Below are 13,951 nucleotides of genomic sequence, written 5' to 3'. Positions count from 1 at the left end.
TGCGGAGAAAGCGAGTGCCCGAGCAGCAGCATTTGGACTTGACCGAGTCCGAGGGCCGGGACGGGGAGCCATCCGAGCATAGTTACATATTGCAATCACGTCACTACGAGTCGGCCGGAGCGCCCGAGCTCGATCTTTCCCGTGAGGTGCCCGGCCCCCCGGCGGTCGTCAAGCATGCGAGCGAGACGGTGCGCACCTCCATTGCGCTCACCATCTGGAGGCACGTCACCATCCGCATCAACCACTATCAGTCAGGAGCATCGGCCGGTGCCGGCGAGTTCGCCGTCGTCTGTGTCACCGTGCTCGGCACCGCGGCCGTCATTGTCATCGCACCCGACTGGCCCCGGGCACTGATCGCGGGTGTGGTGGTCGCGGCGGTGCCCCTCGCCTTCCTCCAGATCCGCCGCCACTCGAACCGACGTTGACCCACCAGACCGGAGGAGGAGCCGATCATGACCGCGATGGAGTTCGACCTCAGCGAGGTTCAGCTGGAACTGCTCACCCAGTCGGGCCCCATGAACCTCAACACCGACGTCACCCGGCACGCACGGATGCTGCACGACCTGACGTCGAGGATCATGACCCAAGGGGACCGTGACGAGTTCGAAGACATGGCCGTGCTCGTGCACGAAGTGGGCGAGCTCTATCAGAGCCTGCTCCGCGTCGCGGCGCGGGAGGCGGCCATCGACGAGCTCAAGGCGTACCGGCGGTCGATGCACCATTCGCAGTACCTGGATCTGTCCACTGACACCCCCACCGCGGCGGCGGATGTCGAGCAGCACCGGATCGTCGGCCCCAGCCGGGTCGAGCGCGGCCCGCTCCGGTTCGGGCTGCACTCCGTCGATCCGGGCGTCTCCATGGTCGCGTAAGCATGTCCGCGTCTCGCTCGCAGCGGCGATGCGTTTCCCGGTCCACCCCGCCGAGTGCGGTGCGTGGGCCGACGAAAAACGCCCTCCACCAGGAGGTGGAGGGCGCCGGTTGCCAGAGCCGCCTAACGGAATCGAACCGTTGACCTATTACATTACGAGGTGTGTTGGAGCGGGGATCTGGAGGGACATGACGGGCGCTGAAACACTGCGACCTGCAGAGACGGCGAGACAGTGACCTTCAGGAGCCACCAGGTTCCTCTGGGTTTTGCAACTGATCATGCAACTGGCTTGCCCCTGTTTTGGACGCCGCGGGCGTCATCGAACCTTTCATGCAGCGAGCAGGTACGCCTCAACGCCGTCCGTTGGCCCGTGCAGGCGTTGCGGCGTAGCACCATGGCAACTCCGGCCGGAGAGTCAGTGCCGCCACTCGCGACCGCGCGGGCCGAGTCCGCTGGCCCAGCCGTAGCCGGGCCAGCGGATTGTCGCTTCAGCGGCCGTTGGCGAGTCGGGGCAGCGCCCTACTTCGCTCCGGTGCGGCGGCGAGCCCGACTCGACCCTCGATCCGGCGGACGTCCCTAACCGAAGTCCGGTTCGAAAGCGGAATCGCATAGACAGGCGCCCAGTCGAGGGTCTTGGGGGAATCGACGAGGTGCTGCGCGAAACGGATGCGGACGCCGACTGTAGTAGACCCTACGTAGAGAATCTGCCCAGACCAGGCGCACACCACATAGATCACGTTGCGGACATGGATGGGGACGTCGAGGCCGAACGGGTATGGCCCCGATGCCCCAGACGGATGGATCCGGTCGCCGGCGTAGGCGGCGAGCGACGAGAGCCGCTCCGGGGTCACGCCCCGGCCTCATCGTCGGTGTCTCCGTCTCCCCAGGCGTCGAGCGCTTGGTCGGGGTCTTCGTGGTACTCGGTGTCCCAGTCGTCGCGCTGTACGGTGGTCCGGCTCCCCCGGTTCCGGCGCTCCCAGATACGGCCCCAGAACTCCAGGTCGGAGGTCGCGTCATCGAGAAGGGTCTTCCACTCGCGGACGTGATTACGGTCGATGCCGACGGTCTCGACGTGATCGGTGCCGTCAGCCGCCTTGACCGCCCTGATGTCGGCCATAGCCTTCTCAAGGCCCCGAATCGCGGCGCCGAGTCCGGCGGCAGCGTCGTGGAGTGCGTCGTCCGGGGTGTCGGTGTTGGTGGGTCGGGTCGGGGATCCGGCCTTCGGAAACGTCGACCGGAGATAAATGTCGTTGAGGGTCTGCTCCTGGGCGCGATCCTCGGTCAGCCGGATGCTGCCGTCATCGGTCACAGCGCGTAGCGCCGACAGGCCGCTACTGTGGTCCGCTATCGCACGGTGCAACTGGTGAATGCCATGGCGAGAGGCAAGCATGGTGTCGATGACTTCGCCGGGACGCCGCCGGTCGTCGACGTTCGGGTTGTTCTGCGTGCCGCGGTCGGCCCACAACGAAAGCGTTGCGATGAGCGGGTAGGCGGCTCGGGCGGCGAGTTCGAGACGAGCTGGCCCCGGAGTTCCGGCCGGATCAACGTCGAACTCGTTGAGCGCGTCGGCAAAGACTGCGTCGTTGTCTCGGTGCGTGGGTTTGAAGTGGTTGTCACGAACGGACACGAAGGCGTGCTGCATGTAGCGACGGATTCGGTCTGGGTTGGTGCCCTCACCAGCGACGGACCGTGCGATCAGCGCGACCGCAAGGTTGACGCGGACGTTCTTGGTTATGCGCTTGCGCGTGGACTGGCGGGTCACAGCGTCGCGGATGGCGTCGCGGACCTCCTGTTCGTCATTGGTGAACAGGGCGATGATCTCCGCCGCGCGGATGGCCGGGTCGGTCGGCAGGTGAGCCGCTTTCGCCTGGGTACGGCTGATAGCGCCGGCGAGCCAGCGCCTGCGCAGCGGGGTTAGGATGCCGCGGTCCTCCATGACGATCAGTGCCTCGTCGGCGAGGGACTCGAGTTCGGGACCGTCCCCCCATGCTTTGGGGGCGTCGACATGGCGAAGCGCGACGAGGGACTTCACTGCGGAAGAGAACCGGTCAGGGCCACCGGGCAGGGGCTGGTAGCCGACCAGGATGAGCGCCGGCATTGTCTCGCAGCGCAGTGCTTCGGACTGCTTGACCGTCGGGCCCTGCTCGAACGCCGTGTTCAGCTCCTTGATCCGGCTTCGCATGAGCGTGTCCGAGGCGGCCTTCACGACGGCCTCGACGCTGTTGCCGACGCCGAGGATGTCATGCGCTGCAGTGGTGCGCGAGGAACCCTCGGCAGTGGTGACAGCCCAGAATTCGGGACTTCCGTCGGCAGTGTGGGTGTAGCGAGTAGGGACGAGCCACACCTCGGTGAGGACACCCTGGTTGCGGATCGAATACCGCCAGTCGTTCGTGGCGAGTACGGTGCGAGCGGCGAGAGCCGAGGCCCACGTCATGTGCTCGGTCGACTCGATCTCGACCTCAAGGTGCGGCGTGGCGCCGTCGCTGGTCGGGTCTCCGACTGGCGCGAACCGGGATTCCTCGTCTGTGCCGGGTTCGACGGCGATCGGGTGGCGGCGGGCGTCGCCGATCCGAGGGTTTCGGATGTCGGAGAGAGTGCGTCGAGTCCATACCCGGGCACGCACCGCAAGAAGAGTTCCGCCGGTGATCGCGAGCTGCGTTGGAATCTCGATTGAGCGACGAAGCTCGGCCGGGTCGACGACCGCATCAGCGACGTTGGTCGCTGCGGCTGGTTCGAGCCCGAATACCTCGACCAGCTTCTCAGCCGCCTTGCGTCGAGCAGCAATCGGGGCAAGCTCGGGGAGCTTGCTGACCGGCCGGGGTGGAACGTGGTCGTGAACGGCGGTCGTTTCGTTAATGGTGCTCAAGGTTTGCCCTCCTGGGCGTGCTCGGGCACACCAAGGAGCCACGTACCGACCAAGAGATGTCGGCCGTCCCGTTCGCTCCCGGAGTGCCACACGAATGTGGTTTCCGTGCCCGGGAGGTCGGACGACCGAAGCCGTCGGCGCATCCCCTCCAACTGATCAGAGCAAGCCCTGACGTGGTCTTCGGCGGCAGCGCAGCGCTCGGCAAGGTCCGCGGCGTGAGAAGGCGATGCCTCCACGTTGCCTACCTCGGAACGAACCCGAAGCGACCATGCTCTGCTCCACGCGTCGCAGGCGACACAACGCTACCAGGTCTCCGCCGATGCGGACGGCCCGCAGGTGAAAGTAGGTCGCTTCATCGCCGCGTTCCTCCAGTCAAGCGAATTCGGCCGAGGAGCTCTTCGACCTCACGCGTGTGGGGATCGTGCTGGCCGCCAACGACTAGAAGATCCTCATGGAGAGGACGAAGGATTTGTGCCGCCTCGTGGAGCCGATTCGCGGCGAGCAGCACAATTCCGATCTGGAGGCGCAGCTCCAGCGCCTCAGGGCTTCTGACGTCACCGTCGCGGCCTACCTGATCGAGGAGGGCTTGGAATCCGGCGAGCGCCGCTTCCGTCTCGCCCAGTTCGGCATGGCAATACGCTGCCTGCTTCCGGCAGTCCAGCACCCGTTCATCCCGAGGTCCCGCTACCCGGGCATAGGCGGCAGCGAGCTGGTCGAACGCGGGTAGTGCCTGCCGGAAGTCTCCGCCGAGAAAGAGCGCCACCGAGTAGGTGCTGCGCAGTTCGAGTACTCGGGGGTGCTCGGCCACAGGCTGGATGGCGGAGGAGGACAACACGTCGTTGAGAACGTCCGCCGCTTGGGAGAAGCGCTCTTGGTCGATCAGTTCAGCGGCCTGCCGATCGGCTGCGTTCAACGCCTCGACAAGCATGGTGGACAGCGAGAGCTGCAGAGTCGCGGATTTAGGAGCTGCGAAACGCAGTGGAGACGGAGGGGTGGTGGGACGGCGGGGAGCGAGCGGGTGCCGATATGGACGAGTCGGGTCGGGCATCTCGCTCGGCGAATTGGCGCCGGCGGCACCGCTCGGCGCCGCAGCCAGATCTCCCGGCACCGGCAAGAACGGGATCAGCCGGTCAAAGACAATCTGTGCAGAGGCGGGGCGATCCTCGGGCGACTTGTGTAGTAGGTCGAGCACGAGTCGTTCGATCAGCTCAGGGACGTCGGAACGTACCGCTCGCAGCGGAATAGGCAGGTTGTGAACATGCTGCAGAGCAGGGTCGCTCGCCCCGGAGAAGACCTTCGTGCCGGTGAGCATCTCGTGCAGCAGGCAGCCCAAGGCGTACAGGTCGCTACGCGGGCTGACGCCGACACCGTGGAACTGTTCGGGCGACATGTAATCGCGGCTGCCGACCATGCGCCCCGTCTCGGTCAGCCGGGTGACGTCGGTGCCGAGGACGGCGGCGATGCCGAAGTCGAGGACCTTGACGTTGCCGCCGCCGTCGACCATGACGTTGCTGGGCTTGAGGTCCCGGTGCACGACCGGGATCGCGTGGGCGTACGACAGGACAGCGCAGACCTGGGCAGCAATAGATACTGCCCAGGCAACGGGCAGAGGGCCGTTCTCAGCGAGCAGATCAGCGACGTTGACGCCTCGGACGAGTTGCATTACCAGGTAGAGCCGCTCGACATCATTGGTGTCCCGATCGATGGCAGCGTCGTAGACGGTGGGTACGCCGGGATGTTCGATCTTGGCGGTGACCCGGGCCTCACGACGGAACCGGTCGGCGAGTTCCCGGCGTAGCTCTGCGGAGTGGTGGTGCTCGCTGCGGATCTGCTTAATGGCGACCGGCCGGTCGAGGACCGTGTCGTATCCCTGCCAGATGGTGCCCATACCGCCGCCGTCGAGTGGCCGTACCTCGTAGCGGTCGGCAATCAGCTTCGGTTGCCCGGACGACACGCGTCTCCTCCCCAGTGATCGCGTGTAAGCAGTCTGTCGCGCACGGGCAACTACGTCTATCCCTCGGCCGGCCCACACCAGCCGAGGGCACCACTGTGTAAGCGCATCAGGCAGCGTCGGACAGGCCGTGCCGACGTCTGATCATTCGATACGCGGCTCGCCTGGCCTCGCGGGTCAGCCGCCCTTGGAACTCGTTATCGGAGAAAAACTTCTCGGTGAACTTCGTGTCTGCCTCGGCCCGCTCGATCATGATGTCGCGGAAGCGAGAGTTGAACGGCAGTTCGAAATCGCCTTCATTGCGGCTGGCCACCGCCGCCTGCTGCAAATCCGGGTCCTCGGCGGCAGCGACGATGCGCTCCTCGTACTTCAACCGGTCCGCCTCGCTCAGCCCCAGCCCGTACCGCTGGTTGAACTCCTCGATCAGATCGGAGAGCAGCGCCTTGTCGGGGTCCTTGGCCACCCCGGCGCCACTTTCGTCGAACCCGGGCAACAGCTGCGCGCCTTCGGGTGTGAGCTGCATGTCATGCTCGCCGGTCTTACCGACACGTAGATGGGTGAGGTCGATCTCGCCGATGTCCACGGCTGGGTCCTTGCGGCGAGGCAGCCGGTTGAGCAGGTGCTTGCCGAACAGGTACAGCGCCTCCAAATCCTCGTCGACGAACTGCATGACCTGGGAAAGGAAGCCGTACTTGCGGATGAAGTCATTGAGGTCGGCACGGAACATCTCGGCGGCCTCGACATCCTCGGCAGCGAGCCGCTCGAAGCGCTGCCGGGCCGGATCGGTGAGCTGGTACAGCGCCGCGTGACGACGATCCCAACGGCGGGCCGGCGGCTGACCGGCCTCGCTTGCACCAGGCGCGGGCTGGGCCCTCAAAAATGCCTCGGCAAACTCCCGCAACTCGGACTCGAGCAGGATCTGGTGGTCCATGACGGCGCGTTGGGCCGAGTAGAGCAGGTTCGGGTCACTCGGTGTGGCGCGCGCCTCCTCGAAGTACGGCCTGAAGGCAGCTTGGATGTCGTCGGCCTCGTTCGCGAAGTCCAGCACAAACAAGTCGTCCTGGCTCTTCAACGGATGCGTACGGTTGAGTCGGGACAGCGTCTGCACGGCGGCGACCCCGGCCAGCGGCTTCTCCACGTACATGCTGGTGAGCAGCGGCTGATCGAACCCGGTTTGGTACTTGTCGGCTACGACCAGGAAGCGGTACTCCGTCCGCGCCCGAGAATGAGCAGCGTCGGCTTGGGTGTACGCGAACGCATCGGGCATCTCCCGCTCGGACATGCCGTTCAACCCGGCCTCGGTTACCTTGACCCCGTCGACGTCCAGCTCGCCGGAGAACGCGACCAGGATCCCGAAATCCTGGCAGTCGAGGTCGTCGACGGCCTTCACGAGCGCCTTGTACATCCGCACCGCGCTCTCCCGCGACCGGGTCACCACCATCGCCTTCGACCGGCCGCCGAGCCGATCCGCGGCCCGGGTCTGGAAGTGGTGGACGATCACCTCGGCGTGCGCGTCGAGGGTGGCCGGGTTGAGGTAGACCAATCGCGCGAGCTGTGCCCCCGCCTTACTCGGGTTGACCTCGATCTCCTCAGCGCCCTCCTTCGCCACCCGCCAGTAAGTCTTGTACGTGGTGTAGTTGCGCAGCACGTCGAGGATGAAGCCCTCGTCGATCGCCTGACGCATCGAGTAGATGTGGAAGGCTCGCATCTCGTTGGTGGCCGGGTCGAGCACTCCCCACTTGTTGAGGGTCTTCTGCTTCGGGGTGGCGGTGAACGCGAAGTACGACACATTGGGGCGCTGTTGGCGGGACATGGCCGAGGCGATCACCGGGTCGTCGGCGTCGTCATTTGGCGCCTCGGCACCCTTCCCGCTCACCACCTTGCCCACGTTGCCGACGGAGTCGCTGGAGTAACCGGAGTGCGCCTCGTCGATGATGACCGCGACCCGCTTACCTTTCAGCGCTTCGACCCCAGCCAACACATACTTGAACGTCTGTACGGTCACGATGACGATCTTCGTAGCGGTGTTGGCCAAGGCGGCGGCGACCTCAGCGGACTTCGAGCCGCCCGAACCCGTGATCCGCTCCACCACGCCAGGCGTGTGGTCGAACTGATAGATGGTGTCCTGGAGCTGCTTGTCCAGCACCGACCGGTCGGTGACCACTACCACCTTGTGGAAGACCGGCTTGTTCGCTTCGATTCGCTCAGCCGCCACCGCCTCCGGGTCGAGCATGCCGAGCTCGACCGAACCGTGCAGTGTGGACAGCCGGTGCGCCAGCCAGCCGATCGTATTCGACTTCCCCGAGCCGGCGGAGTGCATGATCAGATAGTTGTTGCCCGAGCCGTACCGGGCAGCGTGCCGGGTCAGTTCCAGCACCGCGTGCCACTGGTGGTAGCGCGGGAAAATCAGTGCCCGATCGTGCACGCCGAGTCGATGGGCGCTGCCCCGCCCCTTGGATTTGGCCGACTTCGCGTCCTCGACGTGTAGGAACCGTTTGATCAGGTCCAGCCATGCGTCGGGCTGCCACACCTTCTCCCACAGGTACGAGGTCCGATAGGCGGGCCGGTCCGCGGCCATCGGCGGGTTGCCGGCGCCGCCGGAGTTTCCTGGACCGGCCGTGCCCTGGTTGAACGGCAGGAACATCGTCCGGTCCCCGCGCAGCCGGGTGGTCAGCAACACCAATTCCTCGTCGACGGCGAAGTGCACGAGGGTGCGCTGGGCGAAGAAGGGATCCTTCGGATCGCGGTCGCTGCGGTACTGGTCCTTGGCGTGTTGTACGTTCTGCGGGCTTTGGCTGGCGGAGCTCTTCAATTCGGCGGTGGCGACGGGGATCCCGTTGACGAAGAGCGCCAGGTCGACCGACTGCTGCGGCGTCGCCTTCGAGAAATGCAGCTGCCGGGTCACCGACAGCACGTTGCGCCGGTAGTCGCCGAGCGCGTCCTCGGCGACCGTGTGCGCCGGCCGGAAGTACGCCAGCCGGATCCGCACCCCACGGTCCTTCACGCCGTTGCGCAGCACGTCCAGCGCACCGCGCTCGTCCAACTCCTTGGCCAGGAACCGCAGGAAGTGCTGTCGTGCAACACTCTGGTCGCCTCCGGCGTACGCGATCAGGGTTTCCCAAGCATCCATCTGCGTGGCGCCGATGAACGCGAACAGGTGAGCGGTGTCCAGGCCAAGCGTCGCGTCGTAGGACTGCTGGTAGCCCGCCAGCCACCCGGAGGCGAGCAACGAGCCGACGATCTCCTCTTCGAACGCCTGCTCGGTGTTGACTCGAACGGTCACGTCGCCTCCCTCAGCAGTCGTTCCACGTCCCGCCACAGCTTGTCGAAGGACGGCGAGTTCTCCCTTGCCAGCCGCATGTCGAACAGGGCCGCGAGCGCGGCCTGGTCGGCGGTCGGCTTGTAGGGCCGCCCGTCCACCCGGCGCTCACTGAGCCACCCCTTGCAGTCGCGCGGCCGCTCCGCGTCGGCGGGCAGCGTCAGATCGTTGGCCAGGCCACGATGCCCGCGCAGCGAAGGCGCGGAGGCAAGGAACCACGCCTCGAACTCACGGTTAGCCAGCACCACCGAACCGGGCCGGTCCGGTCGGGTCTCGCGGACCCGGGCCAGCAGTTGCGGTCCCAGCGTCGCCGGACAGGCGTCGTCCGCGTCTAGCAGAACTAGCAGACCTGTCCCCGGACCACCCTGCTCGGCAAGAGCGCCGATGGTTCGTTCCAGGCCATATGGGGCGATCAACGAATCACGGCCAACCCGGTACGGACGGGGCAAATCAACCCACAGTTCAGGGGCAATCTCAGCGATCATCCGGCGCAGCAGCACCGGCACTGCCGCCACCTCCCCCTGACCCTCCACGACAGTAGCGATCATGGCGAGGCTCATCGCCCGACTCCACCTCCGGGCTGCCGAGGCGCCTGATCCGCCCACTCCGGTCGCATCTGGCCGCTGCGGTGCAGCTCGCTGATGCTCATCAGCCCCTTCTCCACGATGGACCGTCCAGCGGCGTCGACCGGACCGATCCGGGTCACACCGTCCACATTGGCCACCGCCCGGATGTGCTCCAGCCGGGTGTACTCGCTGTCCAACAGATCCGAGCTCTGACTCGTCACGATCACCTGCGTCCGCGTGGAAGCATCATCCAGCGCCTCGTACAGCGCGTTGACCCCGGCCGGGTGCAGCGCGGTCTCCGGCTCCTCGACCCCGATCAGCGGCACCCTTCCGGCGAGCACTGCCGGCTGCGACAGCGCGGCCAGCGTGCCTGCGGCCCGCAGCGTCCCTTCTGAGAGCGACTCCCGCAGGAACGTCTCCACGCCGTCACCGGTCCGGAACCGAGCCTGAACGGTCGAGTACCGTCCCTCACGTCGCTCGTCCACGCCCAGCGCATCCGGTACGAGCGCCGACAGGTACGCGTCGAGGCGCTCCTTGCCGAGCGCATCCTTCGCCAACTCACCGAGGACTCGTCCGAGATACTCACCGGCAGGCCCGAGAGACGGCTGGCGCGGCGGCGGCTTCTCGTCCAACTCCCGCAGCACAGTGGAGTCCAGCTCATAGAAGCGCATCGCGCGGAGAGCCGACTCCAGCACTGCCTGCGGCGCGTCCTCATCGATTGCCGATGCGGACAGTCGCAACCGCGAGCTACGCCCATGTACGCCCAGGGGCAGTCGCAGTGTGCCGCTGGGCAGGTTGATACTTCCAGCCTCTCGCAGCACCAGCAGCGGAACCTCACCTGTCGGATCAGGACCGATCTTGAAGCCATAGGTCGCGGTCACGGCGTCGTCGGACTGAGGCAGTCCAAGGCTGAGCTCGAGTCGGAGCTCGAAGGAGGCAGCGGCACCCTCAGGCGAACGGTGCAGCAGCGTCTCCAGGCCACCCCGGCCGGCGGCAGCCTGAACGGGCGACGTCTCCAACGCGTCGGCGACGAAGTGGAGGGCGTCGAGGAAGTTGGACTTTCCGGAGGCGTTGAAGCCTAGGAGAACGGTCAACGGGCTGAGAATGACGTCGCAGTCGACGATCGACCGGTAGTGCTTGACGCGCATTCGCCGAACGAACGGCACCGGCTGCGCGGTTGGACTCGCTTTCACGACACGTCCACCCCCCGAACGGTTGTTGCGTCGATCTGCCCTGTTACAGCCGCCGTGATCAGCGCCAGTCGCCGTTCCGCAATTAGTTTTTCGATTCTACGTATCCGCCGACGTGAAAGATCGAAGTCTACCTGCTCCTCGTCCAGTCGAGCGGAGACCATTTTTTGGATGTCGAGAGGCAGTAGTATGGCTGGCTGCCGATGCAGGTCGTTCCTATTAATACCGGGGATCGCCGACCGCGCTTGCTCCATTTCATACGGCAGAGACCGAAGCAAGTGGTAACAGTACCGTCGATCATTACCGTTGAAACTGCGCACATAGAGCGTTGTGTTGTGTGGCCAGTATTTGCCGGGGATCCAATGAACACTACCAGCAGACCCGTACCTACCTACCACAACTCCAGGACCGCTGTCGATAGCAACATTATGGGTTCCCACGACTCCGGCAGTCGTTACCACTACAACCTCGCCCGCCTGTCGCTCACTCTCCGCCAGATCCACACCTCGCTGTAGCTGCAAGATTCGAATCAGACGCACTACTCTGGCCTGCGGATGCATTGCCGGAATCCATGGCACGCCAGAGGCAATTCCACCTGCGTCCAATCGGGCACCCGCCACGCTCAACCGCAAAGACGCTGATTCGCGTTCCATTAATAGCTCTCGCTGTTTGCGCAAGGACGCTTCAAGGAGCCCGATTCGCGCGGTCTCGTCATCCAAAAAATCGGAGATTCGCTTCTGCTCGCCTGAAGGAGGGAACAAAATCGGCAGGCGCGCAAACGTTTCCCAGGTCCGAAAATCGACAGAACGTTGGCGAACGGCACCAGCCTGTAAAGCTAAAAATCCAGATGAGCCCATAGCGCGCAAAACATATGCTATATAACGCGTGTCTCCATCTCTTAGCGGCGTGCATACATGATAGACCGGGCTGCACTTCCCATCAGCGTCCGCCACTCCCACGGCTCCAGCGAACCCATCGAGCGCATGAAAGACAAGATCACCTTTCCGGACCCCTTGGTACCCCTGCTCAAGATCAGAAAAAGTGTATCCATCTTCCCTTCTGTACGACCTTAGAGTCACGACACCGTCCCGATAGGCTGTGACAACATCATCCGAGACGCTTATGGGGCGCTTCTGCTTTTGCAAAACTCTTCGCAACGGCAAAATAGTCCAGCCTTGCGCCAGAGTTGACCTGTCGATCATTTGATCACCGCATTGAGGAGACTTCGAATTTCGGCCTCTACTGCCTTAATCTCGGCATCAATATCAACCAATGACCTTGGCGGCTTGTATGTATAAAAATGTCTCGTGAACGGGATTTCGTAGCCCACCTTGGTCTTGTCGTAGTCGACCCAGGCGTCTGAGACATGCGGCAAGATCTCGCGCCGAACGTAGGCGTCGATGTCCTCGTCCAGCGGCACGTTCTCACTATCGCGCAGTTCCGGATCCGGCTCAGGTGCCCCCTTAGCGAGTTGCACTTCGCCTTCAGGATCCCGTGCGCCAATGACCTCGCGGAGCGCCTTTTGGAACGGCACGCCGTTAGGCCAGTCCACGCCAGCCTCAGACATACTCGTTCGCAGGGCGTCCCATGCTTCCTTCTTGGTCCACCAGACCGAGCCGACCAGCGGCTTCAGCGCACTTACCAGCGCTTCGGATCCGACTAGGTTTTCTATTACCTTTGAGTGCCTCACCAGAGTTAAGGTCTCTTCATTTATCTCGAAACGCAGTTTGAGTGGACGCTCGACGGTGATGCGGTGATAGCCGAAGTCGCGGTTGTCGAAGACCTTCACCTTGACACGCAGCGGGTGCGCAGGATCGGCGGCGATGGTCGACGCATCCGCGTACATCCGCATGATGTCCTCGACCTGCGATTCGCTAATCATCTTGCGCTTGTCGCCGAGAGACTTACGCATCTTGACCCACGACTCCCGGGCGTCGATCAGCATGACCTTGCCCTTGTGCGCGGCAGACTTGCGGTTAGTGAGGATCCAGAAGTACGTGGAGATACCGGTGTTGTAGAAGAGCTGATCGGGCAAAGCGACGATTGCCTCCAGCCAGTCATTCTCCAAAATCCATCGGCGGATTTCCGACTCGCCGGACCCAGCGGCGCCGGTGAAGAGCGGTGAGCCGTTGAAGACGATCGCCAGACGACAGCCGCCCTCGCTGACTGGCCGCATCTTGTCGATCATGTGTTGAAGGAAGAGCAGCGAGCCGTCGTTGATCCGGGGCAGGCCGGCGCCGAAGCGGCCCTCGAAGCCACGGTCCAGGTGCTCGTCTCGGACATCCTGCTGAACTTTCTTCCACTCCACGCCGAACGGCGGGTTGGAGAGCATGTAGTCGAACTTCATGTGTTTGAGCTGATCGTCGCTGAAGGAATTACCGAGCTTGATGTTGTTAACTTCCTGATTTTTGATCATCAGGTCGGAGCGACAGATGGCCCAGGACTCCGGGTTGAGCTCTTGCCCGAACGAGTAGACCTTGGCTTTGGTGTTGTGCTCGAGGATGAACTCGTCGGCCGCCGTGAGCATGCCGCCGGTGCCACAGGCGGGGTCATAGATGCGGCGGGACGCGCCGGACACCTTGAGATCTCCGAGGTCCGGCGCGATGAGCAGGCCGGCCATGAGCTTGATGACCTCGCGGGGAGTGAAGTGCTCACCGGCGGTCTCGTTGGACTCCTCGGCAAACTTCCGGATCAGCTCCTCGAAGGCGTAGCCCATGTCGTGATTGGAGACCTTGCTCGGGTACAGCGGAAAGTCCGCGAACCGGGAGACGACCAGGTGCAGCAGCTTTGCATCGGCGAGCGTGGCGACCTGCTCGGCGAATTTGTACCGCTCGAACACTTCGCGGGCGTTCTCGGAGAAGCCGTTGATGTAGCCCATCAGGTTCTTCGCGGCGTCGTCCGGGGCGCCGGCAATCGAGGTGAGGGTGTGCTCGGTAGTGTTGTAGAAGCTGTACCCCGCAGCCTTGGGGAGGAACGGGGTCGGGTCCTTCCACTTGGTCAGCTCCGCCCGCACCTCTTCTCTGGTCGGTTCCAGCACACACTCCAGGCGTCGGAGAACGGTGAAGGGCAGGATGACCTTGCCGTAGTCGGCGCGCTTGTAGTCACCTCGCAGCAGGTCCGCGACCTTCCAGATGAGGTTCGCCAGGTTCTTCGGCGTGGTCTCGCTCACCGGTGTCCTCTCGATCATGTCT

Annotated in this window: 10 protein-coding genes; 2 read left to right on the top strand and 8 right to left on the bottom strand. The window is 64.2% G+C overall.

Features of this window, described 5'->3' with window-relative positions; translation table 11 throughout:
• Nucleotides 1-38: 38 nt before the first annotated feature.
• The gene (locus ACIA8L_RS02140) at nucleotides 39-425 is read left to right on the top strand and encodes a hypothetical protein (protein ID WP_395899496.1); all 387 of its coding nucleotides are present in this window, start codon (nucleotides 39-41) and stop codon (nucleotides 423-425) included.
• 27 nt (nucleotides 426-452) lie between these two features.
• Nucleotides 453-869 carry a hypothetical protein gene (locus tag ACIA8L_RS02135; RefSeq protein ID WP_395899494.1) on the top strand — a complete coding sequence of 139 codons (417 nt, stop codon included), beginning with the start codon at nucleotides 453-455 and terminating at the stop codon, nucleotides 867-869.
• A gap of 487 nt (nucleotides 870-1,356) precedes the next feature.
• On the opposite strand, the gene ACIA8L_RS02130 is transcribed toward ACIA8L_RS02135, so the two are convergent.
• The 8 genes from ACIA8L_RS02130 to ACIA8L_RS02095 form a co-directional block, all read right to left on the bottom strand.
• Nucleotides 1,357-1,719: a hypothetical protein gene (locus ACIA8L_RS02130; RefSeq protein WP_395899492.1), complete on the bottom strand. Its 363-nt coding sequence runs from the start codon at nucleotides 1,717-1,719 to the stop codon at nucleotides 1,357-1,359.
• Nucleotides 1,716-3,734, bottom strand: a complete 2,019-nt coding sequence (locus ACIA8L_RS02125) for a hypothetical protein (RefSeq protein ID WP_395899490.1) — start codon at nucleotides 3,732-3,734, stop codon at nucleotides 1,716-1,718. The genes ACIA8L_RS02130 and ACIA8L_RS02125 overlap by 4 nt, the downstream gene beginning before the upstream one ends.
• 352 nt (nucleotides 3,735-4,086) lie before the next feature.
• Nucleotides 4,087-5,688 (bottom strand): protein kinase, encoded by a 1,602-nt coding sequence (locus ACIA8L_RS02120; protein WP_395899488.1) that lies wholly within the window; start codon nucleotides 5,686-5,688, stop codon nucleotides 4,087-4,089.
• A gap of 106 nt (nucleotides 5,689-5,794) precedes the next feature.
• Complete coding sequence (locus ACIA8L_RS02115) at nucleotides 5,795-8,968, bottom strand: type I restriction endonuclease subunit R (protein WP_395899486.1); 3,174 nt, start codon at nucleotides 8,966-8,968, stop codon at nucleotides 5,795-5,797.
• Entirely contained in the window at nucleotides 8,965-9,564 is a 600-nt protein-coding gene (locus ACIA8L_RS02110) for a DUF4276 family protein (RefSeq protein WP_395899484.1), read from the bottom strand. Before ACIA8L_RS02110 ends, ACIA8L_RS02115 begins: the two co-directional genes overlap by 4 nt.
• A complete protein-coding gene (locus ACIA8L_RS02105; RefSeq protein ID WP_395899482.1) occupies nucleotides 9,561-10,718 on the bottom strand; it encodes an AAA family ATPase in 1,158 nt (385 codons plus the stop codon). Before ACIA8L_RS02105 ends, ACIA8L_RS02110 begins: the two co-directional genes overlap by 4 nt.
• Before the next feature lie 41 nt (nucleotides 10,719-10,759).
• A complete protein-coding gene (locus ACIA8L_RS02100) occupies nucleotides 10,760-11,962 on the bottom strand; it encodes a hypothetical protein (protein ID WP_395899480.1) in 1,203 nt (400 codons plus the stop codon).
• On the bottom strand, nucleotides 11,959-13,929 hold the full coding sequence (locus tag ACIA8L_RS02095) for an N-6 DNA methylase (RefSeq protein WP_395899478.1): 1,971 nt from the start codon (nucleotides 13,927-13,929) through the stop codon (nucleotides 11,959-11,961). The genes ACIA8L_RS02100 and ACIA8L_RS02095 overlap by 4 nt, the downstream gene beginning before the upstream one ends.
• Nucleotides 13,930-13,951: the final 22 nt, after the last annotated feature.

The organism is Dactylosporangium sp. NPDC051541 (genome assembly GCF_044454505.1).
Classification (GTDB): Bacteria; Actinomycetota; Actinomycetes; order Mycobacteriales; family Micromonosporaceae; genus Dactylosporangium.
Note: the sequence above shows the minus strand (reverse complement) of the source record. Positions and strands in the feature narration are given on the sequence as shown.

Excerpts from the sequence above, each read along its gene's own strand:
- ACIA8L_RS02135 (WP_395899494.1), top strand. The coding sequence starts at position 453 with ATGACCGCGATGGAGTTCGACCTCAGCGAGGTTCAGCTGGAACTGCTC.
- ACIA8L_RS02110 (WP_395899484.1), bottom strand. The coding sequence starts at position 9,564 with ATGAGCCTCGCCATGATCGCTACTGTCGTGGAGGGTCAGGGGGAGGTG.
- ACIA8L_RS02105 (WP_395899482.1), bottom strand. The coding sequence starts at position 10,718 with ATGCGCGTCAAGCACTACCGGTCGATCGTCGACTGCGACGTCATTCTC.
- ACIA8L_RS02100 (WP_395899480.1), bottom strand. The coding sequence starts at position 11,962 with ATGATCGACAGGTCAACTCTGGCGCAAGGCTGGACTATTTTGCCGTTG.